General features: G+C 70.8%; 17 protein-coding genes. 8 read left to right on the forward strand and 9 right to left on the reverse strand.

Annotated features, from left to right (window positions below):
* The first annotated feature begins 142 nt into the window (after window positions 1–142).
* Together recD2 and ABTY62_RS06985 are read left to right on the forward strand one after the other, a co-directional pair.
* On the forward strand, window positions 143–2353 hold the full coding sequence (recD2, locus tag ABTY62_RS06980) for an SF1B family DNA helicase RecD2 (RefSeq protein WP_352128363.1): 2211 nt from the start codon (window positions 143–145) through the stop codon (window positions 2351–2353).
* A gap of 203 nt (window positions 2354–2556) precedes the next feature.
* A complete protein-coding gene (locus ABTY62_RS06985) occupies window positions 2557–3846 on the forward strand; it encodes a citrate synthase (protein ID WP_311729631.1) in 1290 nt (429 codons plus the stop codon).
* 642 nt (window positions 3847–4488) lie between these two features.
* On the opposite strand, the gene ABTY62_RS06990 is transcribed toward ABTY62_RS06985, so the two are convergent.
* The 3 genes from ABTY62_RS06990 to ABTY62_RS07000 all read right to left on the reverse strand — a co-directional run bounded on the left by ABTY62_RS06990 (window position 4489) and on the right by ABTY62_RS07000 (window position 8002).
* Window positions 4489–6840 (reverse strand): heavy metal translocating P-type ATPase, encoded by a 2352-nt coding sequence (locus tag ABTY62_RS06990; protein ID WP_352128364.1) that lies wholly within the window; start codon window positions 6838–6840, stop codon window positions 4489–4491.
* Between the two features lie 82 nt (window positions 6841–6922).
* Window positions 6923–7162 carry a heavy-metal-associated domain-containing protein gene (locus ABTY62_RS06995; RefSeq protein ID WP_352128365.1) on the reverse strand — a complete coding sequence of 80 codons (240 nt, stop codon included), beginning with the start codon at window positions 7160–7162 and terminating at the stop codon, window positions 6923–6925.
* Between the two features lie 180 nt (window positions 7163–7342).
* On the reverse strand, window positions 7343–8002 hold the full coding sequence (locus ABTY62_RS07000; protein ID WP_352128366.1) for a TetR/AcrR family transcriptional regulator: 660 nt from the start codon (window positions 8000–8002) through the stop codon (window positions 7343–7345).
* 173 nt (window positions 8003–8175) lie between these two features.
* Here ABTY62_RS07000 and ABTY62_RS07005 point away from each other — a divergent pair, with 173 nt between their 5' ends.
* Window positions 8176–10485, forward strand: coding sequence for an MMPL family transporter (locus ABTY62_RS07005; protein WP_352128367.1), 2310 nt, complete (start codon window positions 8176–8178; stop codon window positions 10483–10485).
* A gap of 36 nt (window positions 10486–10521) precedes the next feature.
* Here the strand turns inward: ABTY62_RS07005 and ABTY62_RS07010 are convergent, their stop codons facing one another.
* The 6 genes from ABTY62_RS07010 to ABTY62_RS07035 form a co-directional block, all read right to left on the reverse strand.
* Window positions 10522–10728, reverse strand: coding sequence for a helix-turn-helix transcriptional regulator (locus ABTY62_RS07010; protein WP_311729626.1), 207 nt, complete (start codon window positions 10726–10728; stop codon window positions 10522–10524).
* Window positions 10729–10917: 189 nt separating this feature from the next.
* Complete coding sequence (locus ABTY62_RS07015; protein ID WP_352128368.1) at window positions 10918–11937, reverse strand: Gfo/Idh/MocA family protein; 1020 nt, start codon at window positions 11935–11937, stop codon at window positions 10918–10920.
* Between the two features lie 66 nt (window positions 11938–12003).
* Window positions 12004–12921, reverse strand: a complete 918-nt coding sequence (locus ABTY62_RS07020) for a sugar phosphate isomerase/epimerase family protein (protein ID WP_352128369.1) — start codon at window positions 12919–12921, stop codon at window positions 12004–12006.
* 267 nt (window positions 12922–13188) lie between these two features.
* The gene (locus ABTY62_RS07025) at window positions 13189–14055 is read right to left on the reverse strand and encodes an ATP-binding cassette domain-containing protein (RefSeq protein ID WP_352128370.1); all 867 of its coding nucleotides are present in this window, start codon (window positions 14053–14055) and stop codon (window positions 13189–13191) included.
* Window positions 14056–14060: 5 nt separating this feature from the next.
* Entirely contained in the window at window positions 14061–15128 is a 1068-nt protein-coding gene (locus ABTY62_RS07030; RefSeq protein ID WP_352128371.1) for an ABC transporter permease, read from the reverse strand.
* A gap of 7 nt (window positions 15129–15135) precedes the next feature.
* A complete protein-coding gene (locus tag ABTY62_RS07035; protein WP_352128372.1) occupies window positions 15136–16152 on the reverse strand; it encodes a sugar ABC transporter substrate-binding protein in 1017 nt (338 codons plus the stop codon).
* 278 nt (window positions 16153–16430) lie between these two features.
* Here ABTY62_RS07035 and iolC point away from each other — a divergent pair, with 278 nt between their 5' ends.
* From iolC to ABTY62_RS07060, 5 genes are all read left to right on the forward strand, one after another.
* Window positions 16431–17378, forward strand: coding sequence for a 5-dehydro-2-deoxygluconokinase (iolC, locus tag ABTY62_RS07040; RefSeq protein WP_352128373.1), 948 nt, complete (start codon window positions 16431–16433; stop codon window positions 17376–17378).
* A 122-nt stretch (window positions 17379–17500) separates the two neighbouring features.
* Window positions 17501–18388 carry a Cgl0159 family (beta/alpha)8-fold protein gene (locus ABTY62_RS07045; RefSeq protein ID WP_352128374.1) on the forward strand — a complete coding sequence of 296 codons (888 nt, stop codon included), beginning with the start codon at window positions 17501–17503 and terminating at the stop codon, window positions 18386–18388.
* A gap of 75 nt (window positions 18389–18463) precedes the next feature.
* Complete coding sequence (iolB, locus tag ABTY62_RS07050; RefSeq protein WP_352128375.1) at window positions 18464–19366, forward strand: 5-deoxy-glucuronate isomerase; 903 nt, start codon at window positions 18464–18466, stop codon at window positions 19364–19366.
* Window positions 19363–21246 carry a 3D-(3,5/4)-trihydroxycyclohexane-1,2-dione acylhydrolase (decyclizing) gene (gene iolD / locus ABTY62_RS07055; RefSeq protein WP_352128376.1) on the forward strand — a complete coding sequence of 628 codons (1884 nt, stop codon included), beginning with the start codon at window positions 19363–19365 and terminating at the stop codon, window positions 21244–21246. Before iolB ends, iolD begins: the two co-directional genes overlap by 4 nt.
* Window positions 21247–21283: 37 nt before the next feature.
* On the forward strand, window positions 21284–22780 hold the full coding sequence (locus ABTY62_RS07060) for a CoA-acylating methylmalonate-semialdehyde dehydrogenase (protein ID WP_352128377.1): 1497 nt from the start codon (window positions 21284–21286) through the stop codon (window positions 22778–22780).
* Window positions 22781–22922 lie beyond the last annotated feature (142 nt).

Here is a 22922-nt window from a genome sequence, read left to right on the forward strand (position 1 = left end):
CCGGGCAAGGGTGTGGCGACACTCGAAACCGGATCGTAATATTCCGGTCGATGGCCGCCCATGATCGGCTCCGCGGGAGTTGTGCACAGGGTTGTGCACAGGGGCCCAAGGGCCTGTCGGCGTCCGGCGGTACCGTCGGGACATGCTCAAACTCGCGGTGGTCGAAGGGGTCCTGGAGCGGATCACCTACGCCAATGAGGAGAACGGGTACACGGTCGCCCGGGTCGACACCGGCCGTGGCTCCGGCGATCTGCTCACCGTCGTCGGCTCGCTGCTGGGCGCGCAGCCGGGCGAGTCGCTGCGGATGGAGGGCCACTGGGGCTCCCACCCGCAGTACGGCAAGCAGTTCACCGTCGAGAACTACACCACCGTGCTGCCCGCCACCGTCCAGGGCATCCGGCGCTATCTGGGCTCCGGCCTGATCAAGGGCATCGGGCCGGTCTTCGCCGACCGCATCACCGAGCACTTCGGCCTGGACACCTTGCAGGTCATCGAGGAGGAGCCGAAGCGGCTGATCGAGGTCCCCGGCCTCGGCCCGAAGCGCACGAAGAAGATCGCCGATGCCTGGGAGGAGCAGAAGGCGATCAAGGAGGTCATGCTCTTCCTCCAGACGGTGGAGGTGTCCACGTCCATCGCCGTGCGGATCTACAAGAAGTACGGGGACGCCTCGATCTCGGTCGTGAAGAACGAGCCGTACCGGCTGGCCGCCGATGTGTGGGGCATCGGCTTTCTGACCGCCGACAAGATCGCCCAGTCCGTCGGCATCCCGCACGACAGCCCCGAGCGGGTCAAGGCCGGCCTTCAGTACGCGCTGTCCCAGTCGACGGACAGCGGCCACTGCTTCCTTCCCGAGGAGCAACTGATCGCGGACTCGGTCAAGTTGCTCCAGGTCGACACCGGCCTGGTCATCGAGTGCCTGGCCGAGCTGGCGGACGAGGAGGGCGTGGTGCGGGAGAGCGTGCCGGGCCCGGACGGGGGCGAGCCGGTCACGGCCGTCTATCTGGTGCCCTTTCACCGCGCCGAGATCTCCCTGGCCGGCCAGGTGTTGCGGCTGCTGCGCGGCGGGGAGGACCGCATGCCCGCCTTCCAGGATGTGGACTGGGACAAGGCGCTGGCCTGGCTCACCCGGCGCACCGGCGCGGATCTGGCCCCCGAGCAGAGCGAGGCGGTCCGGCTCGCGCTGACCGAGAAGGTCGCGGTGCTGACCGGCGGGCCGGGCTGCGGCAAGTCCTTCACCGTGCGGTCCGTGGTGGAGCTGGCGCGCGCCAAGAAGGCCAAGGTGGTGCTCGCGGCGCCCACGGGCCGGGCCGCCAAGCGGCTGGCGGAGCTGACCGGTGCCGAGGCGTCCACGGTCCACCGGCTGCTCGAGCTCAAGCCCGGCGGGGACGCGGCGTACGACCGGGACCGGCCGCTCGACGCCGATCTGGTGGTGGTGGACGAGGCGTCCATGCTCGATCTGCTGCTGGCCAACAAGCTGGTCAAGGCGGTTCCGCCGGGTGCCCATCTGCTCTTCGTCGGGGATGTGGACCAGCTGCCGAGCGTGGGCGCGGGCGAGGTGCTGCGCGATCTGCTGTCCGAAGGCAGCCCCGTCCCGGCGGTGCGGCTGACCAGGATCTTCCGCCAGGCCCAGCAGTCCGGCGTGGTCACCAACGCCCACCGGATCAACTCCGGGGTGCCGCCGATCACCCACGGCATGCCCGACTTCTTCCTGTTCGCCGAGGAGGACACCGAGGCCGCCGGGAAGCTCACGGTGGATGTGGTGGCCCGTCGGATCCCCGCCAAGTTCGGCCTCGACCCGCGCCGTGATGTGCAGGTCCTGGCCCCGATGCACCGCGGCCCGGCCGGCGCCGGCACGCTCAACGGACTGCTTCAGCAGGCCGTCACCCCGGCCCGGCCGGATCTGCCCGAGCGCCGCTTCGGCGGCCGGGTCTTCCGCGTTGGCGACAAGGTCACCCAGATCCGCAACAATTATGAGAAAGGGGCCAACGGGGTCTTCAACGGCACGGTGGGCGTTGTCACCTCCCTCGACAGCGACGAGCAGTGTCTGACCGTGCTGACCGACGAGGACGAGGAGGTGGCGTACGACTTCGACGAGCTGGACGAGCTGGCACACGCCTATGCGGTGACCATCCACCGCTCGCAGGGCAGCGAGTACCCGGCCGTGGTCATCCCGGTGACCACCGGCGCCTGGATGATGCTTCAGCGAAATCTGCTCTACACGGCGGTGACCCGCGCCAAGCGTCTGGTGGTGCTCGTCGGCTCGCGCCGCGCCCTGGGACAGGCGGTGCGCACGGTGTCGGCGGGCAGAAGGTGCACCGCGCTGGACCACCGGCTCGCCACTTTCGGCCGATGAGGTTTGGCACGAGTGTCGGAGCGAACGTGTCAGGAGGGTTTCCGGACCGTCACGAACGGGGCAGGATGGGCGTGGACGCGGCACTCAGTGCCGCCAAAAGGCCCTTCGGCCGACCCCGAGTGCACGTTCATCGTCCGAATGGGGGAAGGTGGGGGGAGTCAGGGCACCTCGAAGAAGAGAACCAGACGTCGGTGAGGGATGACGTGAGTGACAACTCTGTAGTACTGCGGTACGGGGACGGCGAATACACCTACCCGGTGGTCGACAGCACTGTCGGCGACAAGGGCTTCGACATCGGCAAGGTTCGCGCCCAGACCGGTCTGGTGACCCTGGACTCCGGTTATGGCAACACCGCCGCTTACAAATCCGCGATCACCTATCTCGACGGTGAGCAGGGGATCCTGCGCTACCGCGGCTACCCCATCGAGCAGCTGGCGGAGCGCGCCACGTTCCTCGAGACGGCCTTCCTGCTGATCAACGGGGAGCTGCCGACCGTCGACGAGCTGGCCGAGTTCCGGGACCAGATCACGACGCACACGCTGCTGCACGAGGACGTCAAGCGGTTCTACGACGGCTTCCCGCGTGACGCCCACCCGATGGCGATGCTGTCCTCCGTGGTCAGCGCGCTGTCGACGTTCTACCAGGACAGCCACAACCCGCACGACGAGAAGCAGCGCTACCTCTCCACGATCCGGCTGCTGGCCAAGCTGCCCACCATCGCGGCGTATGCGTACAAGAAGTCCGTCGGCCACCCGTTTGTCTACCCGCGTAACGACCTTGGTTATGTCGAGAACTTCCTGCGGATGACCTTCTCGGTCCCGGCGCAGGAGTACCAGCTCGACCCGACCGTGGTCAGCGCCCTGGACAAGCTGCTGATTCTGCACGCCGACCACGAGCAGAACTGTTCGACCTCCACGGTCCGCCTCGTCGGCTCCTCGCAGGCCAACATGTTCGCCTCGATCTCGGCGGGCATCAGCGCCCTGTGGGGCCCGCTGCACGGTGGCGCCAACCAGTCGGTGCTGGAGATGCTGGAGGGCATCCAGGCCTCCGGCGGAGACGTCGACTCCTTCATCCGCAAGGTGAAGAACAAGGAAGACGGCGTGAAGCTCATGGGCTTCGGGCACCGCGTCTACAAGAACTTCGACCCCCGGGCGAAGATCATCAAGTCGGCGGCGCACGATGTCCTCTCGGCGCTCGGCAAGTCCGACGAACTGCTCGACATCGCGCTCAAGCTCGAAGAGCACGCTCTTGCCGATGACTACTTCGTGGAGCGCAAGCTCTACCCGAACGTGGACTTCTACACTGGTCTGATCTACCGGGCGATGGGCTTCCCGACCGAGATGTTCACGGTGCTGTTCGCGCTCGGCCGGCTGCCGGGCTGGATCGCCCAGTGGCACGAGATGATCAAGGAGCCGGGCTCGCGCATCGGCCGTCCGCGCCAGATCTACACGGGCGTCGTCGAGCGCGACTTCGTCCCGGTCGAGCAGCGCTGACACCCGGTGCCACCCCCGGCGAGTGAGCCGAAGGGGCGCGACCCTGTCGAAAGGGAGAGCGCGCGGAGACCCTGAGGCCGCAATCGACAGCGGCTCCGCCGCGCGGAGGGTCGAGGCTGCGATCGCCACACAACAGAGCCGCTGTCGATACAGCCGGCTACCGCCGCGTGGTCGACCGTCGACAGGGGCTGTGGCGCCCCTTGGGGGTGCCTCCCAGCGGTAGCTGGGGGTGAACCGGGCCCTGGAAAAAGAGCGAAAGCGCCCCGCTGCCGATCCCCCCACGGGTCGGAGCGGGGCGCTTCCATGCCCGGTTACGGATTCCCCCCACGGGATCCGGCCGGGTGTCCGCTGGCCGCACACGAGCCTTGCTTCGGTGCGGCACGCGATCTGCCGGGACGCGTACGTGCGGGAGGGCCGCTCAAAGCTCCCCGAGTACGTCGCCCCGGCCACGCGTAGCGGGATCCGTCCCCCAAGACGAATCCTCACCGCCCCATTAGACTCCCCACCCCCCATGATGGTTACGTTCGGTCGCCTGTGATCTGCGTCTCTTGCCATATAGGGGCGTAAAAGGGCAAGAGCCTCGATCTGAAGATCAGGGCCCCGGTGTATGGGTGTTGTGCGGCTTATGGGGACTTGGTGAATCTATGGAGATTCGGTGAAGGTCCGCAGTCGCAGGCTGTTGGTGACCACGAAAACCGACGAGAACGCCATCGCGGCGCCCGCGATCATCGGGTTGAGCATCCCGGCCGCGGCGAGCGGCAGCGCGGCGACGTTGTAGCCGAAGGCCCAGAAGAGATTGCCCTTGATGACGGCCAGGGTCCGGCGCGCCAGCCGGATCGCGTCCGCGGCCACCCGCAGATCGCCCCGCACCAGCGTCAGATCGCCCGCCTCGATGGCGGCGTCGGTCCCCGTGCCCATCGCCAGGCCCAGGTCGGCGGTGGCCAGGGCGGCCGCGTCGTTGACCCCGTCGCCGACCATCGCGACCGTACGGCCCTCCGCGCTCAGCCGCCGGATCACGTCCACCTTGTCCTGCGGCAGCACCTCGGCGATGACCTCCTCGATGCCCACCTCCCGCGCCACCGACTCGGCGACCAGCCGGTTGTCGCCCGTCAGCAGCACCGGGGCCAGGCCGAGTCCGCGCAGCCGGGCCACGGCCTCGGCGCTGGTCTCCTTGACGGCGTCGGAGACCACCAGCACGCCCTGTGGACGCCCGTCCCAGGCCACGGCGACCGCCGTGCGCCCCTCGGCCTCGGCGGCCGCCTTCGCGGCCGCCAGATCGTCCGTCAGCCCGATCCCGTGGGTCGCGAGCAGCTTCTCGCGGCCGACGAGGACCGTGTGCCCGTCCACGGCGCCCTGGACGCCGAGACCGGGCACGCTCTCGAAGTCCTGGGCCGTGGGCAGGGCGCCCGCGCGGGCGGCCGCCCCGTCGGCCACGGCGCGGGCCACCGGGTGCTCCGAGGCGTGCTCCAGGGCCCCGGCCAGCCGCAGCAGCTCGTCCTCGGCCACGCCGGGCGCGGGGTGGACGCCGTGCAGCCGCATCCGTCCCGTCGTCACCGTGCCGGTCTTGTCGAGGACGACGGTGTCCACGCGGCGGGTCGACTCCAGCACCTCGGGGCCCTTGATCAGGATGCCGAGCTGGGCGCCGCGGCCGGTGCCGACCATGAGAGCGGTCGGGGTCGCCAGGCCCAGGGCACACGGGCAGGCGATGATCAGCACGGCCACGGCGGCGGTGAACGCGGCGGTCGCGTCCCCGGTCAGCAGCAGCCAGGCCGCCAGGGTGCCGACGGCGATCAGGACCACGACCGGTACGAAGACCCCGGAGACGCGGTCCGCGAGGCGCTGCACCTCCGCCTTGCCGTTCTGCGCGTCCTCCACCAGCGCGGCCATCCGGGACAGCTGGGTGTCGGCGCCCACGCGGGTGGCCTCGACGACCAGGCGGCCGGAGGTGTTCACGGTCGCGCCCGCCACGCCGTCGCCCACCGCGACGTCCACCGGCACCGACTCGCCGGTCAGCATGGCGGCGTCCACGGCCGAGGCGCCCTCGACGACCGTGCCGTCGGTGGCGATCTTCTCGCCGGGGCGCACCACGAAGTGGTCGCCGACGGCCAGCCGGGAGACGGGGACGCGGACCTCCCGGCCCTCGCGCAGCACGGCCACGTCCTTGGCGCCCAGCTCCATCAGCGCGCGCAGCGCGGCGCCCGCCCGGCGCTTGGACTTCGCCTCCAGATAGCGGCCGAGGAGGATGAAGGCGGTCACCCCGGCGGCGGCCTCCAGATAGATCGTGGACGACCCGTCCGTGCGCGCCACGGTGAGGTCGAAGCCGTGGCGCATGCCGGGCATGCCCGCGTCGCCGAAGAACAGGGCCCACAGCGACCAGCCGAAGGCCGCCAGGGTGCCGAGGGAGACCAGGGTGTCCATGGTGGCCGCGCCGTGCCGGGCGTTCGTCCAGGCGGCCTTGTGGAAGGGCAGACCGCCCCAGAGGACCACGGGCGCGGCGAGGGTGAGGGACAGCCACTGCCAGTACGCGAACTGGAACGAGGGCACCATCGCCAGGAGGACGACGGGCGCGGACAGCACGAGCGAGACCAGGAGGCGGTGGCGCAGCGCGTCGTTCTCCGGGTCGGTGGGGGCGGCCTCCCCGGTGGTGCTGTCGGGCGCCGCTTCGGGCCCGGACCCCGGCTCGGGCCCGGGTTCCGGTTCGGCGGGCTTTGGCGGCTCGGCGGTGTAGCCGGTCCGGACGACGGTGGTGATCAGATCGGCGATCTGGGTGTCGCCGCCGTAGGTGACCTTGGCCTTTTCGGTGGCGTAGTTGACCGTGGCGGTCACGCCGTCCATGCGGTTCAGCTTCTTCTCGACGCGTGCCGCGCAGGAGGCGCAGGTCATGCCGCCGATGGTGAGCTCCACCTGTGACGTCGGGGTCGTCGGGGCCGTCGTCGGGGCCTGCTCCGCTGTGGGCGGCTGCCCCTTCGCGGCTTCCGGGGCCGTGCTGGTCATTCTCGGTCTCCTGGGAGGAGGGCCGGGCCGTGCGGGTGGGCGAGCGGGCGCCGCGCGGCCCGGCGGGGGTGTCGTCGGGCGCTCAGGCCCGGCCGGTGAGCTCGTAGCCGGCCTCGTCGACGGCGGCGCGCACGGCCTCCTCGTCCAGCGGGGCGGCCGAGATGACGGTGACCTGACCGGTGGCGGCGACGGCCTTGACGGAGCTCACGCCGTCGATGGCGGAGATCTCCTCGGACACGGCCCCCTCGCAGTGGCCGCAGGTCATGCCGGTCACCTGGTAGACGGTGGTGACGCCGGACGCGGTGGTGGCCTCGGTGCTCATGGCTTCTCCTGTGGTGAGCGGGCGGATGCGGCTGTGTTCATCGTGGTCAGGGGGGCAAGGGTGACCCGGTGGCCCTGATGATGACACCATGATACCCCTAGGGGGTATGGAATGGACCGACCTCCCCCCTTCTTTCCCGGGGCGCCGTGTCGGACGGCGATCGGCGGGAGGCGGCCGCCGTCAGGGGGTGCGGGAGGGCATCCCCGCGCCGATGATCGGGGCGAGGTAGCCGTGGAGGGAGGCCTTCAGCTCCTCGACGTAGGCGTCCCGCTCCTCGCCCTCGTGGGCCAGTACGAGCTCGAGACCCGCCTTGAACAGGGAGAACACCATCGTCGCGGTGCGGGTGCGGCGGTCGGCGGGGAGCGCGGGCTGGATGAGCTCGATCAGCTCCTCGAGGCGCGCTTGCAGGGCCACATGCAGCGCGTCGTGCTCCTCGGTCATCAGGCCGGGGACGTCGCCCGAATGGATGAGCGTCAGAAAGACGGGGTTCTGGCAGTTGAACTCGACCATCGGGTCGATCACCGAGTCCAGCATCTCGGGGAGCGGGAGCGAGGCGTACTCGGGGGTGAAGAGTACGCCGTGGGCCTCCCGCATCTGGTGGGTGAGGCGCTGGCCGAGCTCGACGGCGATGGCCTCCTTGTTCGGGAAGAACTGGTACAGCGTGCCGGGGGAGACGCCGGCTTCGCGGGCGATGGCGTTGGTGCTCGCCGCGGCGTAGCCCGTCCGGCTGAACACATCGGCCGCGGCGTCGAGCAGCTGCTGGATCCGGCGCTCGCCGCGCGCCTGCCGCCGGCGCGGCTTCGCTTCGCCGGCGGGCCGGTCCGCCTTGGTCTCGGTCACGCGTCCATCATCCCCAGTTTTCGATCCGCATTGACAAACACGAGCGCCCGCTCGCATTCTTGAGAAACGCGAGCGGTCGCTCGTGTTTGCCGCTCGTTGGGCAATCAGCGACCCATGCTGCCTGCGACAACGACGGCTGGGCGCATGGGCACAGGTGAAGGGGACACCGCGCTATGACCGTTGTCAACCGGCCGCACGAGAGCCGGGGCAGAGGCTGGACGGGGGTGGTGACCGCCCGTCCGCGGCTGACCCTGCTGCTCGCCCTGCTGTTCACGGCCCTGGCCGTCGTGGCCGGCAGCGGGGTCGCCGACCGGCTGGGAAGCGGCGGCTGGCAGGACCCGGCCGCCGAGTCGGCCTACGCCACCAAGGCGCTCGAGAAGCACTTCCCGGCCTCCCAGCCGAATCTGCTCCTGCTCGTCGACACCGGCAAGGCGACGGTGGACACCCCGGCGGTCGCCGCCGAGGGCCGCGCGCTGGCCAGAAAGCTCGCGGGCGAGCCGTCGGTCACCGGCGTCACCTCCTACTGGGACGGGGCCGTCGGGCTGCGTAACCGGGACGGGCGCGAGGCTCTGATCGCGGCGCGGATCGTGGGCGACGAGACCGCCGCCTCGAAGGCGCTGGAGCGCATCGCCCCCGCCTACCGAGGCGACCACGGGCCGGTGAAGGTCTCGATCGGCGGCCCGGTCGCGGTGCGCCATGAACTTCAGACCACCATCCAGGAGGATCTGCTGCGGGCGGAGATGATCGCCCTGCCCATCACCCTGGTGCTGCTCGTCATGGTCTTCGGCAGCGCGGTCGCCGCCCTGCTCCCGCTGGGCGTGGGCATCATCGCGATCCTGGGGACCGACGCCGTGCTGCGCGGCCTCACCGAGTTCACCGATGTCTCGGTGTTCGCCCAGAACCTGACCACCGCGCTCGGCCTCGGACTCGCCATCGACTACGCCCTGTTCATCGTGCGGCGCTTCCGGGAGGAGCTGGCCCGGGGCGCCGGGACGCTGCCCGCCATCGCCACCACGCTGCGCACCGCGGGCCGTACGGTGCTGTTCTCCGCGCTCACCGTCGCCGTCTCGCTCGCCGCGATGCTGGTCTTCCCACAGTACTTCCTGCGCTCGTTCGCCTACGCGGGCATCGCCGTGGTGCTGATCGCCGCGCTGGCCGCGCTGGTGGTGCTGCCCGCCGCGCTCGCCCTGCTCGGCGAGCGGGTCAACGCGCTGGACCTGAACCGGCTGATCCGGCGCGGCCGCCGGGAGCGCGGCGAGTCCGGGGCGGGCTGGGCCCGGGTGGCCCGGCTGGTGATGCGCCGGGCCCCGCTGTTCGCGCTGGCCACCACCGCCGGTCTGATCGTCCTCGGGCTGCCCTTCCTGCGGGTGGAGTTCGGCACCGCCGACGACCGCCAGCTGCCCGCGAGCGCCGAGTCCCATGTGGTCCAGCAGCACATCAGGGACAACTTCCCCGGCAGCCCCGGCGGAGCGATCGACATCCTCGTCGACTCCCGGCCCGGCCAGGCGGCCCTCGCCGACTACAGCGGCCGGATCTCCGCCCTGCCCGGGGTGGCGCGTGTGGACAGCCCGGCCGGCCGGTTCGCCGGCGGCCGGCAGGTGGCGGAGCCCGGCCCGTCGGAGGCGCTGCGCGCCGCCGACGGCGCCGCGTACATCACGGTGATGTCCAAGGGCGAGGTCGTGGACCAGTCGAGCCAGCGGCTGGTGCGCGACATCCGCGCCCAGCACCCGCCGTTCGCCACCTCGGTCACCGGCGTCGCCGCGGTGCTGGTGGACAGCAAGCACTCCATAGCCGAGCGGCTGCCCTGGGCCCTCGCCATCATCGTGGTCGTCACCCTGCTGCTGGTCTTCCTGCTCACCGGAAGCGTGCTGATCCCCCTTCAGGCCGTGCTGCTCAACGCCCTCAGCCTGACCGCGATGTTCGGGGCGGTGGTGTGGGTCTTCCAGGAAGGGCATCTCTCCGGCCCGCTGTCCTTCACCAGCACCGGGGACATCGAGACGACGCTGCCGGTGCTGATGTTCTGTGTGGCCTTCGGACTCTCCATGGACTACGGGGTGTTCCTGCTCTCCCGGATGAAGGAGGAGTACGACCGCACGGGCGACCACCGGGCCGCCGTCGAGTTCGGCGTGCGGCGCACGGGCGGGCTGATCACCGCGGCCGCCGTGATCCTCGCCGTCGTCATGGTGGCCATCGGCACCTCACGGGTCACCAACACCAAGATGCTCGGCCTCGGCATCGCGCTGGCCGTCCTGATGGACGCCATGGTGGTGCGCAGCCTGCTGGTGCCCGCGGTGATGCGGCTGACCGGCCGGGCGACCTGGTGGGCCCCGGCCCCGCTGCGCCGGCTGCACGCCCGTATCGGCCTCAGCGAGGGTGAGTCCACGGGCCCGGCCCCCGGCGCCGCCCCCGTCGGGGGCGCGGACGACGGCGAGCGCGGCCCCGCGCGGGACGAGGCGCGGCGCCGGGTGAGCGCGGGCGGCTAGTGCCTGTCCGGGGGCGGGCCAGGGGCGTCCGCCCCCCTACGCCTCAGGCCCGCGGCGGGAGCGGTTGCCGGGTCTGAGGGTCACCCAGGTCCGGATGGTGTCCGCGTACCAGAACGGCTTGCCGCCCTCCACGAGATCGGGGGGCGGCAGCAGGCCGTGCTTGCGATATGACCGTACGGTGTCCGTCCGCACGCCGATGTGCGCGGCGATCTCCTTGTACGACCAAAGCCTCCGGTCGGTCATCTCTCGCGCCTTCCTCCGGGCGCCGCAGTCACGGTCCGCGAGGGGCCGTTGGGGGAAACTGCGGCGCGACCGCTTGTGATCACTCAGCCTGTGCCCGGTCAACGACGGTGAGTGACGCTCTGGTAGGCGTTGTTGAAGGCTTGTGACGGAAGGATCGCCGAGATGTGACGGCCGTGACAGCCGGGTGACTCAGCTGTAGAACGCGGGTCGTTCGATCATTTCCACGACCGTGCGCTCACCGGTGGTCTGGGCCCGGACCCCCGCCTCGGAGACGGCGGTGGCCGCATAGCCGTCCCAGGTGCTGGGGCCCTCCACCGTGCCGCGCCGGGTGGCGTTCACCCAGGCCTGGACCTCGCGGTCGTACGCCTCCTCGAAGCGGGCCACGAAGTCGGGGGCGATCTCGCCGCCCCAGCCGCTCGCGCGGTTGATCAGCATGCCGTGGGCGTCGCCGACCCGCGCGGTGCCGCGCTCGCAGACCGCCTCGGCCTGCACCTGATAGCCGTAGCCGCAGGTCACGAAGATCTCGACGTCGACGAGCGCTCCGCCGTCGGTCTCGAAGATCACCAACTGCGGGTCCCCGAGCCCCTCGGGGGCGTTCGCGGTGGGGGCCGGGCGCAGCACGGTCACCGCGGTGATCTCCTGCTCCAGCAGCCAGCGGGACTGGTCCATCTCGTGCACCACCGAGTCGGTGATGAGCATGTCGCTGGTGAAGTAGGAGTGCACCGAGGCGTTGCGGTGGCGGCAGTGCAGCAGCAGCGGACGCCCGAGTTCGCCGCCCGCGAGCAGCGACTTGAGCTTCATGAACTCGCTGTCGTAGCGGCGCATGAAGCCGACCTGGACCCGGCGGTGGCCCAGCCGCTGCTCGGCCTCCAGCACGCGCAGCGCGGAGGCCGGGTCCGGGGTGAGCGGCTTCTCGCACAGCACCGGCAGGTCGTGCTCGAAGGCGGTGAGCAGCGCGGCCTCGTGGGCCGGGCCGGGCGAGGCGATCAGCACCGCGTCCACGTCCGGGGCGGCCATGGCGGCGGCCGGGTCGGTATAGGCCCGGGCGCCCTCGACGCCGTCGGCGACATGCTCGGCGCGGGCCTCGTCGATGTCGACGACGGCGGCCACCCGCGCCCCGCTGATCACGTCGTTGATCCGGCGGACGTGGTCGGCGCCCATCATGCCGGTCCCGATGACGGCGACTCCGAGCGTCCCCTGCTGCGTCATGGTGTGTCTTCTCTCCCTGTTCTGGTGTGGCGGTGGCGGTGGGGTGGCGGGTGCGCGGGTGTGGTGTCACGCGCCGCAGGAGCGCAGGAAGCGGCGGGTGCGCTGGGCGATCGGGAACGGCTTGTCGGGAGGGCAGGGGTACATGTCCTGCTCGACGATGGCGAACAGGTCCACGCCCAGCTTCTGGGCCGCGGACAGCACCGGCTCGAGGGCGGGGACGCCGTTCGGCGGCTCGCACATAACCCCGCGCTGGACGGCGGGCCCGAAGGGCACCCCGTTCTTGACCACGTCGGCCAGGATCTCGGGGTCGACCTGCTTGAGGTGGAGATAGCCGATGCGCTCGCCGTAGGTCTCGATCAGCTTGACGCTGTCGCCGCCGCAGTAGGCGTAGTGGCCGGTGTCCAGACAGAGGCTGACCACGTCGGAGTCGGTGGAGTCGAGGAAACGGGCGACGTTCTCCTCGCCGTCGATGTGGGTGTCGGCGTGCGGGTGGACCACGATGTCGAGCCCGAACCGCTCCCGCACCTGGCGGCCCAGCCGCTCCATGCCGGTGGACAGATGGCGCCACTGCTCGGCGGTCAGCTGCGGGGGCTCGATCAGCTCGGCGGTCTTGTCGTCCCGCCAGAAGGCGGGGATGACGACCAGGTGGCGGGCGCCCATGGCCTGGGTGAGCCCGGCGACCTGGGAGACATGCTCCCAGGTGGCGTCCCAGACGCCGGGGCCGCGGTGCAGCGCGGTGAAGACCGTGCCGGCCGAGACCTTCAGATTCCGCCGGCCGACCTCCTCGGTGAGCCGCGCCGGGTCGCTCGGCAGATAGCCGTACGGGCCCAGCTCGATCCACTCGTAGCCCGCCTCGGCGACCTCGTCGAGAAAGCGCTGCCAGGGGACCTGCTGCGGGTCGTCGGGGAACCACACCCCCCAGGAGTCGGGGGCCGAGCCGACCCGGATGCGGTCCAGGGCGGGTACGGGGGAGTCGGCAGTCATGGAGGGGATCTCCTCTCACCGGTCGTCGGTGACCGGGGAAGGGGCGCGGTGCGGATTGCGTGCGGGCGGCGAGCCGTGGTGCGTGCCCGGGTGATGTTGTTTTCGGGCAGCTTCACGGCCCGGGTGGCCGTCCGTCAAGGGTCGTCAGGACATTCGGACGTAAGGTCAGGATGTCAAGGTGAACGTACCGTCGGCGCGCGGGTTCGGAAGACGGGGCGAAAGAGGTCAGGCAGACGGGGGTCAGGCGGACGGGTCAGGCGGACGGGGTCAGGCGGAGGGGGTCTGCACCGTCTCGGGGAGCTCCTCCACATCGACCCCGCGGACCTGCGCGAGCTCGTGTTTGAGGGCGGCCAGCTCGGCCCCGCCCGCCATGTGGTTGGTGAGCTCCTCCAGGGTGACGTCCGCGCGGGCGGCGTTCAGCTCCAGCGCGCCGAGCCTGAGCACCGAGAAGTGGTCGCCCACCATGTAGGCGTGGTGCGGGTTGTGGGTGATGAAGATGACGCCGAGCCCGCGCTCGCGCGCGGCGGCGATGTACTTGAGCACCACGCCGGACTGCTTGACGCCGAGCGCCGCCGTGGGCTCGTCCAGGATCAGCACCCGGGCGCCGAAGTACACGGCCCGGGCGATGGCCACCGACTGGCGCTGGCCGCCGGAGAGGGTGCCGATGGGCTGGTCCAGGTCGTCGAGGTGGATGCCCATGGCGGACAGCTCCTCGTCGGTGGTCCGCTTCATCCGCTCGATGTCCAGGCGGCGTACGGGCCAGGGGCCGCGGGTCAGCTCGGAGCCGAGGAAGAAGTTCCGCCACACCGGCATCAGCGGCACGGTGGCCAGGTCCTGGTAGACGGTGGCGATGCCGAGGTCGAGGGCCGCGCGCGGGTTGGAGAGCCGCACCGGCTTGCCGTCGACGAGGAACTCCCCGTCGTCGTGCTGGTGCAGCCCGGACACGATCTTGATGAGGGTGGACTTGCCGGCGCCGTTGTCGCCCAGGACGCAGGTCACCCGGCCCGGCCGGACGGTCAGGTCGATGCCGTGCAGCGCGCGGACGTTGCCGTAGAGCTTGCCGACGCCGTTCAGCCGGACCACCGGCTCCGGGTCCTGCCCCGGGGCGGCTTCCTTGATCTGGTTGGTGGTCATTGCCATCACCTCCTGGTCGCCTGGCGGCGCACCCACAGATTGACCAGCGTCGCGAGCAGCAGCATCACGCCGACGAAGAACTTGAACCAGTCGGGGTTCCAGTTGGCGTAGACGATGCCCTGGTTGACCATGCCGAAGATGAAGGCGCCGAGGACCGCGCCGATCGCCGAGCCGTAGCCGCCGGTGAGCAGGCAGCCGCCGATCACCGCCGCGATGATGTAGTAGAACTCGTTGCCCACGCCCTCGCCGGCCTGCACGGTGTTGTACTCGAACAGCAGGTGCATACCGACGAACCAGGCCGCGAAGCCCACGGTCATGAACAGCGCGATCTTGGTGAAGGTCACCGGGACGCCCACGGCCCGGGCGCTCTCCTTGGAGCCGCCGACCGCGAAGATCCAGTTGCCGAACTTGGTGCGCAGCAGCACCCAGGTGGCGATGGCCGCGAAGAACAGCCACCACAGCACGGTGATCTTCACATCGACGCCGCCGATCGAGACCTCGGAGGCGAAGACCGACTTGGCCTGGTCGAAGCCGTCCATGTCATTGATCGCGTCGGAGGCGACATTGTCGGTCAGCAGCTTGGTGACGGCCAGGTTGGCGCCCTGGAGCATCAGGAAGCTGGCGAGGGTGACCAGGAAGCTGGGCAGTCCGGTCTTGATCAGCAGCACACCGTTGATCAGGCCCACCGCGAGCGAGACGGCCAGGGCGACCACGACTCCCACCCACACATTGGTGGTGAGCTGGAAGCTGAGCATGCTCGCGGTCAGCGCCGAGGAGGTGACGGCGACACCGGCCGACAGGTCGAACTCGCCGCCGATCATCAGCAGGGAGACGGCCAGGGCCATGATGCCGATGGTGGACCCCTGATAGAGGACCGTGGCGAAGGCGTCGGCCTGGCGGAAGGTCGGGGCGACGGCGAAGAAGAAGAGGTACACGCCGACGGCCGCGACCAGCGCGCCGATCTCGGGGCGGGCCAGCGTCCTGCGGACCAGCGAGCGCTCGGTGGTGCGGGACGTGGGAACGGTGGGGGAGGCCGGCGGCGTGGCGGCCGCCGGCGTCGTGGCCTGGGTCATCGGGCGATCACCGGGTGCCCTTCTCGGCGAACTTGGCGATGGTCTCCACGTTGTCCTTGGTGACGAAGGCGGGCCCGGTCAGCACCGGCTGCTCGCCGCCGCCGCTGAAGTTGCCGTTCACCTTGTAGAGCCACAGCGAGTCGATCGACAGATAGCCCTGGAGGTATGGCTGCTGGTCGACGGCGAACTGCACATCGCCGCTCTTGACCGCGTTGACGAGGGTCTTGTTGAGGTCGAAGGTGGCGACCTTGGCCTTGCCGCCCGCTTCCTTGGCGGACTGCACGGCGGTGAGGGCGAAGGGGGCGCCGAGGGTGACGACGTAGTCGATGCTGGAGTCCTGCTTGAGCTTTGCGCTGATCGTGGACTTGACCGACGGCATGTCGGTCCCGTTGACGTAGAGGTTCTCCGTCTTGCCCTTGAAGGTCTTCTTCACGCCGGCGCAGCGGGCCTCGAGGGCGACATGGCCCTGATCCTGGATCACACAGATGTTGTGTTTGGCGCCGAGCTCGTTGAGACGCTTGCCGAAGGCCTGGCCGGCGATGGACTCGTCCTGGCCGAAGTACTCCAGCAGGCCCATGTCCTTCCAGTTGTCGAGTCCGGCGTTGAAGCCGACGACCGGGATGCCGGCCTTCTCCGCCTTCGCTATGACGCCCTTCATGGCGTCGGGCTTGGCGAGGGTGACCGCGATGCCGTCGACGTGCTGGTCGATGGCGTTCTGGATGTAGTTGGCCTGGTCGGCGGCGTTGGCGCTGCTGGAGTACACCAGCTCGACGTTGTCCTTGGCCGCCGCGGCCTGCGCGCCCTTGCGGATGGTGTCCCAGAAGGTGTCTCCGGGAGGGGCGTGGGTGATCATCGCGATCTTCAGCCGGGGGGTCTTCGCCTTGCCGCTGACGGCGATGTCTCCCGAGTCTTCCTGGGCCTTCTTGCCGCCTTGGCTGCTGCACCCGGTGGCGACGAGGACGCCTGCCGTGACCAGTGCGGCCAGGGCCGTCGCTCTGCGGGTTCGGTTGATTCTGAGGTCCATCTGTTCCAGCACCTCTCCAGCCGGGACCGTTGTTGACACGGCCGTTGCAGAAGGGGAGCCAACTCCCCGGGGCCGTGGGCTGTCAAGGGTTTGTCATGACAACATTTCATCTGGACGTAACGACGTGATAACGTCACCCCCCAGTGCGCATGGTAGGTCCGAATGTAAGGACAAATCCTTGACAGGGGGTGGGCGGCGCGTCTAGACCTGAAGGGCCACAGCCGCCCCGGCGTTCGTGGGCCATCAGTCTGAGCTGCGTCTTTCCTGAAGGGGTACGCATGAGTGAGCCGTACGACCTGATCACGATGGGCCGGATCGGGGTGGACATCTATCCCCTTCAAACCGGTGTCCCACTGCCGCAGGTCGAGACGTTCGGCAAATTCCTCGGCGGCTCCGCGACCAATGTCGCGGTGGCCGCCGCCCGGCTCGGCCGCCGCACCGCGGTGATCAGCCGCACCGGGGCGGACCCCTTCGGCGAGTACATCCACCAGGCGCTGCGCGAGTTCGGCGTGGACGACCGCTGGGTCACCCCGGTCGACGCCTACCCCACGCCGGTCACCTTCTGCGAGATCTTCCCGCCCGACGACTTCCCGCTGTACTTCTACCGTCGGCCCAAGGCCCCCGACCTGGAGATCCACCCCGGCGAGCTGGACCTCGACGCCGTGCGCGCCGCCCGCATCTTCTGGATGACCGGCACCGGCCTCAGCGAGGAGCCCAGCCGCACCTCCACCCTGGCCGCGCTGGAGGCGCGCGCCAAGGCCGGCCCGACCGTCTTCGACCTCGACTGGCGGCCGATGTTCTGGCCGGACCCGGCCGAGGCACGCGCCTACTACAAGCAGGCGCTGAGCCACGCCACCGTCGCCGTCGGCAACCTCGACGAGTGCGAGGTCGCCACCGGGGTGCGAGAGCCCGCGGCCTGCGCCGAGAGCCTGCTGGAGGCGGGGGTGGAGCTCGCCGTCGTCAAACAGGGCCCCAAGGGCGTCCTCGCCGTGCACCGCGACGGCACCACGGCCGAGGTGCCGCCGGTCCCCGTCGAGGTCGTCAACGGCCTGGGCGCGGGCGACTCGTTCGGCGGGTCCCTGTGCCACGGCCTGCTGTCCGGCTGGGACCTGGAGCGCATCATGCGGTACGCCAACGCCGCGGGCGCCATCGTGGCGTCCCGCCTCGCCTGCTCCTCCGCGATGCCCACCGAAGCCGAGGTCGAGGCCCTGCTCGCCGGGGACTGACACACCGGCGCCCAGCCATCCCCCTCTCTTGATCACCCGCCCCTACGGCCCCCGGCCGGCCCGGACCGCGCGGCCCGGGCGGACGGCGTGATCTCATGAACGCGACTGCGAGGAGCACAACGTTGAGCATCAGCATCTCCGACCTCGTCACGGTGCGGAGCCGGCACCCGGAGGCGATCGCCGAGGCGGCCGCCCACCGCGTCCGGCGCCCCCTCATCGGCGACAGCGGCCGTCTGATGATCGTCGCCGCCGACCACCCCGCGCGCGGCGCCCTCGCCGTCGGAGGCCACAAGCTGGCCATGGCCAACCGCGCCGAACTGCTGGAACGGCTGTGCGTCGCGCTGTCCCGCCCCGGCGTCGACGGAGTGCTCGCCACCGCCGACATCCTCGAGGACCTGCTGCTGCTCGGCGCCCTCGACAACAAGGTCGTCATGGGCTCGATGAACCGCGGCGGCCTGGCCGGCGCCTCCTTCGAACTCGACGACCGCTTCACCGGCCACCGCCCCCAGGACATCGCCCGGCTCGGCTTCGACGCGGGCAAGCTGCTGCTGCGCATCGACTACTCCGACGAGGGCTCGCTGGCCACCATGGTCTCCACGGCCAGAGCCATCGACGAGATGGCCGAGCGCCGGCTGCCCATCTTCGTCGAGCCCTTCATCTCCCGCCGGATCGACGGCAAGGTCACCAACGACCTGCGCGCCGAGGCCGTCACCAAGTCCATCGCCATCGCCTCCGGGCTCGCCGGAACCTCCGCGTACACCTGGCTGAAGGTGCCGGTCACCGACGACGCCGACGACATGGCGGCCGTCATGGAGACCTCCACGCTCCCCGCGGTGCTGCTCGGCGGGGACGTCGGCAAGAGCCCGCAGGACCAGGAGGGCGCGTACGAGAAGTGGCGCAAGGCGCTGCGCCTGCCCACCGTCCAGGGCCTGGTGGTCGGCCGCGCGCTGCTCTACCCGGCGGAAGGCAGCGTCGAGCAGGCCGTCGACACCGCCGTCGGCCTGCTGTGACAGCAGGGGCCAGGGCATAGCGCGGACGGGCACGGGCGAGCGCCGACAAGACGTGACAAGGCGGAGACTGACGACATGACCACTACGGACCCTTCCAGCTTCCATCTCCAGGCCGGCAAGGCGGCCGCCGGGCCGTACGCCGTGGACATCGACCCCGAGCGGGCCGGCTGGGGCCACTCCTCGCTGCGCGTCCTCGACCTGCCGCCCGGTGGCTCGCACCGGCTGGCCACCGGCGAGAGCGAGTGGATCGTGCTGCCGCTGAACGGCGGCTGCACCGTGGTGACGGAGGGCCAGACCTTCGAACTGCACGGCCGGGAGAGCGTGTTCAGCGGCGTCAGCGACTTCGCGTATCTGCCGCGCGACGCGCACGCCGAGATCGCGAGCGAGGCGGGCGGGCGGTTCGCGCTCACCGGCGCCCGCTGCGAGCGGCGGCTGCCCGCCCGCTACGGACCGGCCTCCGCCGTCCCCGTCGAGCTGCGCGGCACCGGCAACTGCTCTCGCCAGGTGAACAACTTCGGCGCCGCGGGCGTCTTCGAGTGCGACAAGCTGATCGCGGTCGAGGTCCTCACCCCCGGCGGCAACTGGTCCTCGTACCCGCCGCACAAGCACGACGAGTGCCGCCCCGGCGAGGAGTCCGAGCTGGAGGAGATCTACTACTTCGAGATCGCCGAGGCGCACGGCAGCGAGGGCGTCGGCTACCAGCGGGTCTCCCCCTCCGGGCGCGGCCGCGGCACCGATGTGCTCGCCGAGGTCCGCTCCGGCGACCTGGTCCTGATCCCCGACGGCTGGCACGGCCCGTCCATCGCCGCCCCCGGCCACGACATGTACTACCTCAACGTCATGGCGGGCCCCGGGCAGGACCGCGACTGGCTGATCTGCGACCACCCCGACCACGCCTGGATCCGCGCCACCTGGCCCGACCAGCCCGTCGACCCCCGCCTCCCCCTCTACGACGCCCCCTTGGGAGACCCACGATGAGCGGAGCCACCCGCAGGCTCACCACCGCCCAGGCACTGGTGGAGTTCCTGACCCACCAGTACACCGAGCGCGACGGGAGGCGACAGCGCCTCATCACCGCCTGCTGGGGCATCTTCGGGCACGGCAATGTGGCGGGCCTCGGCCAGGCCCTGCTGGAGACCGGCCAGGACGCCATGCCGTACCTCCAGGGCCGCAACGAGCAGGCCATGGTGCACGCGGCCGTCGGCTACGCCCGCCAGTCCGACCGGCTCGCCGCCCAGGCCGTCACCACCTCCATCGGCCCGGGGGCCACCAACCTGGTCACCGGCGCCGCCCTGGCCACCGTCAACCGGCTGCCCGTGCTCCTGCTGCCCGGCGACACCTTCGCGACCCGCCCCGCCGACCCGGTGCTCCAGCAGCTGGAGGTTCCCTTCGCGGGCGATGTGTCGGTCAACGACTGTCTGCGGCCGGTCTCCCGCTACTTCGACCGGATCGTCCGCCCCGAGTCGCTGATCCCGGCCGCGCTCCAGGCCATGCGGGTGCTCACCGACCCGGCCGACACCGGCGCCGTCACCCTCGCCTTCCCGCAGGACGTCCAGGCCGAGGCGTTCGACTGGCCCGAGGAGTTCTTCACCGACCGCGTCTGGCACGTACGCCGCCCGGCGCCCGAGCCGGCCGAGCTGGCCGAGGCCGCGCGGGCCGTGCGCTCCGCCCGGCGGCCGCTGATCGTCGCGGGCGGCGGCATCCACCACAGCGAGGCCGAGGAGGCCCTGCGCGCGCTCGTCGACGCCACCGGCATCCCCGTCGCCTCCACCCAGGCCGGCAAGGGCTCGCTGCGCCACGACCACCCCGCCGACATCGGCGGCATCGGACACACCGGCACCGCGGTCGCGGACGACCTCGCCCGCGCCGCCGACCTGGTCATCGGCGTGGGCACCCGCTACAGCGACTTCACCACGGCCTCCGCGACCCTCTTCTCGAACCCCGGCGTCCGCTTCCTCAACCTCAACATCGCGCCGTTCGACGCGCACAAGCTCAGCGCGACGACCCTGGTCGCCGACGCCCGCGCCGGCCTGGAGGCGCTCAACCAGGCGCTGGCCGGCCATCGCGTCGAGGAGGCGTACGAGGCCGAGTACGCCGCCGGGAAGGCGCGCTGGGAGCAGCGGGTCGACGCCGCGTACGCCGCCGGGGACGAGTCCGCCCGGCCCTCCCAGACCCAGGTCCTGGGCGCCCTGGACGCGACCGTCGGCGACGAGGACGTGATCATCAACGCGGCCGGCTCGCTCCCCGGCGACCTGCACAAGCTGTGGCGGGCCCGCTCGCCGCGCCAGTACCACCTCGAATACGGCTACTCCTGCATGGGCTACGAGATCCCGGCCGCCATCGGCGTCCGGCTCGCGGCGCCCGACCGGCCGGTGTGGGCGCTGGTCGGGGACGGCACGTACCTGATGATGCCGACCGAGATCGTCACCGCGGTCCAGGAGGGCGTCAACATCAACATCGTGCTGATCCAGAACCACGGCTACGCCTCCATCGGCGGCCTGTCGGAGGAGACTGGTGGTGAGCGCTTCGGCACCGCCTACCGCTTCCGCGCCGCCGACGGCACGTACTCCGGCGACCCGCTCCCCGTCGACCTGGCCGCCAACGCGGCCTCGCTCGGCATGGAGGTGATCCGCGCCGGGAGCGTGGCCGAACTGCGCGAGGCGCTGGCCGCGGCCCGCGCCTCGGACCGGCCCACATGTGTCTATGTGGAGACCGAAACAGCCGACACAGTGTCCGGCGCGCCCGCGGCGCAGGCGTGGTGGGATGTGCCCGTTGCCCAGACCGCGACCCGCGCGGCAGCCGTCAAGGCCCGTGAGGCGTACGACCGGCAGGCCGCGGCCCGCCGCCGCCACCTCTGACCGCCGACTTGTGACTGAAGAGAAAGGCTCCGCACCCATGAAGACCGTCAACCACTGGATCGGTGGCAAGCCCGTCGAGGGCGCGTCGGGAGACTTCGGCCCGGTCTACAACCCGGCGACCGGCGCGCAGGAGACCCGGGTGGCGTTCGCCTCCGTGGCGGAGGTGGACGCGGCCGTGGCCGCCGCCAAGGGCGCGTTCGCGTCCTGGGGCACCGTCTCGCTGGCCAAGCGCACCGCGATCCTCTACAAGTACCGCGAGCTGCTGGACGCCCACCGCGACGAGGTCGCCGGGCTGATCACCGCCGAGCACGGCAAGGTGCACTCCGACGCCCTGGGCGAGGTGGCGCGCGGCCTGGAGATCGTCGAGCTGGCGTGCTCCATCGCGGAGAAGCTGAAGGGCGAGCTGTCCACCCAGGTCTCCAGCGGGGTCGACGTCGCGTCGATCCGCCAGCCGCTCGGCGTGGTCGCCGGCATCACGCCGTTCAACTTCCCGGCCATGGTGCCGATGTGGATGTTCCCGGTGGCCATCGCCTGCGGCAACACCTTTGTGCTCAAGCCCAGTGAGAAGGACCCCTCGGCCTCCTGGCGGCTGGCCGAGCTGGCCGCCGAGGCGGGCCTGCCGGACGGCGTGCTCAACGTCGTCAACGGCGACAAGGTGGCCGTCGACCGGCTCCTGGAGCACCCGGATGTCGCCGCGGTCAGCTTCGTCGGCTCCACGCCGATCGCCCGGTACATCCAGGCGAAGGCCATCGAGCACGGCAAGCGGGTACAGGCGCTCGGCGGCGCCAAGAACCACATGCTGGTGCTGCCCGACGCCGACCTGGACTTCGCCGCGGACAACGCCATCAACGCGGCGTACGGCTCGGCCGGCGAGCGCTGCATGGCCGTGTCGGTCGTGGTCGCGGTGGGCGACACGGGCGATGAGCTGGTGAAGAAGATCGCCGACCGCGCGGCCAGGCTCCGCATCGGCCCCGGCGACGACCCGGCCTCCGAGATGGGCCCGCTCATCACCAAGGAGCACCGCGACAAGGTCGCCGCCTATGTGCACGGCGCCGCCGCCCAGGGCGCCGAGGTCGTGGTCGACGGGACCGGCTACACGGTCGAGGGCCACGAGAACGGCTTCTTCCTCGGCGTCTCGCTGCTGGACAAGGTGCCCACCACCGCCGACGCCTACCGTGACGAGATCTTCGGCCCGGTGCTGTGCGTGGTCCGCGCCGAGACGTACGACGAGGCCATCGAGCTGATCAACAGCTCGAAGTGGGGCAACGGCACGGCCATCTTCACCCGCGACGGCGGCGCCGCCCGCCGTTTCCAGCTGGAGGTGGAGGCGGGCATGGTCGGCATCAACGTGCCGATCCCGGTGCCCGTCGGCTACCACTCCTTCGGCGGCTGGAAGGACTCGCTCTTCGGCGACCAGCACATCTACGGCAACGACGGGGTGCGCTTCTACACCCGCGGCAAGGTCATCACCACCCGCTGGCCGGAGCCGTCGGAGGAGGTCGGGATCAACCTCGGCTTCCCGAAGAACCACTGACGGTGCGTCAGTGAGGTCCCGGGGCGCGGCAGGTCCGCTCGCGGGCCCGATCTGATCGACCACCCGTTCGAGTGAAGCCCCCCGCCGGTGCGGAACCGGTGGGGGGTTTCGCGTGTATCAGAGAAGGGGATCCCAAACGGAC

This window comes from Streptomyces sp. NPDC097640 (assembly GCF_040302705.1).
Lineage (GTDB): Bacteria > Actinomycetota > Actinomycetes > Streptomycetales > Streptomycetaceae > Streptomyces.

Coding starts and splice junctions, on each gene's coding strand:
- recD2 (WP_352128363.1), top strand. CDS start 143: ATGCTCAAACTCGCGGTGGTCGAAGGGGTCCTGGAGCGGATCACCTAC.
- iolC (WP_352128373.1), top strand. CDS start 16,431: ATGAGTGAGCCGTACGACCTGATCACGATGGGCCGGATCGGGGTGGAC.
- ABTY62_RS07020 (WP_352128369.1), bottom strand. CDS start 12,921: ATGACTGCCGACTCCCCCGTACCCGCCCTGGACCGCATCCGGGTCGGC.
- ABTY62_RS07025 (WP_352128370.1), bottom strand. CDS start 14,055: ATGACCACCAACCAGATCAAGGAAGCCGCCCCGGGGCAGGACCCGGAG.
- iolD (WP_352128376.1), top strand. CDS start 19,363: ATGAGCGGAGCCACCCGCAGGCTCACCACCGCCCAGGCACTGGTGGAG.
- ABTY62_RS07035 (WP_352128372.1), bottom strand. CDS start 16,152: ATGGACCTCAGAATCAACCGAACCCGCAGAGCGACGGCCCTGGCCGCA.
- iolB (WP_352128375.1), top strand. CDS start 18,464: ATGACCACTACGGACCCTTCCAGCTTCCATCTCCAGGCCGGCAAGGCG.
- ABTY62_RS07030 (WP_352128371.1), bottom strand. CDS start 15,128: ATGACCCAGGCCACGACGCCGGCGGCCGCCACGCCGCCGGCCTCCCCC.
- ABTY62_RS06990 (WP_352128364.1), bottom strand. CDS start 6,840: ATGACCAGCACGGCCCCGGAAGCCGCGAAGGGGCAGCCGCCCACAGCG.
- ABTY62_RS07060 (WP_352128377.1), top strand. CDS start 21,284: ATGAAGACCGTCAACCACTGGATCGGTGGCAAGCCCGTCGAGGGCGCG.
- ABTY62_RS07015 (WP_352128368.1), bottom strand. CDS start 11,937: ATGACGCAGCAGGGGACGCTCGGAGTCGCCGTCATCGGGACCGGCATG.
- ABTY62_RS07005 (WP_352128367.1), top strand. CDS start 8,176: ATGACCGTTGTCAACCGGCCGCACGAGAGCCGGGGCAGAGGCTGGACG.
- ABTY62_RS07010 (WP_311729626.1), bottom strand. CDS start 10,728: ATGACCGACCGGAGGCTTTGGTCGTACAAGGAGATCGCCGCGCACATC.
- ABTY62_RS06995 (WP_352128365.1), bottom strand. CDS start 7,162: ATGAGCACCGAGGCCACCACCGCGTCCGGCGTCACCACCGTCTACCAG.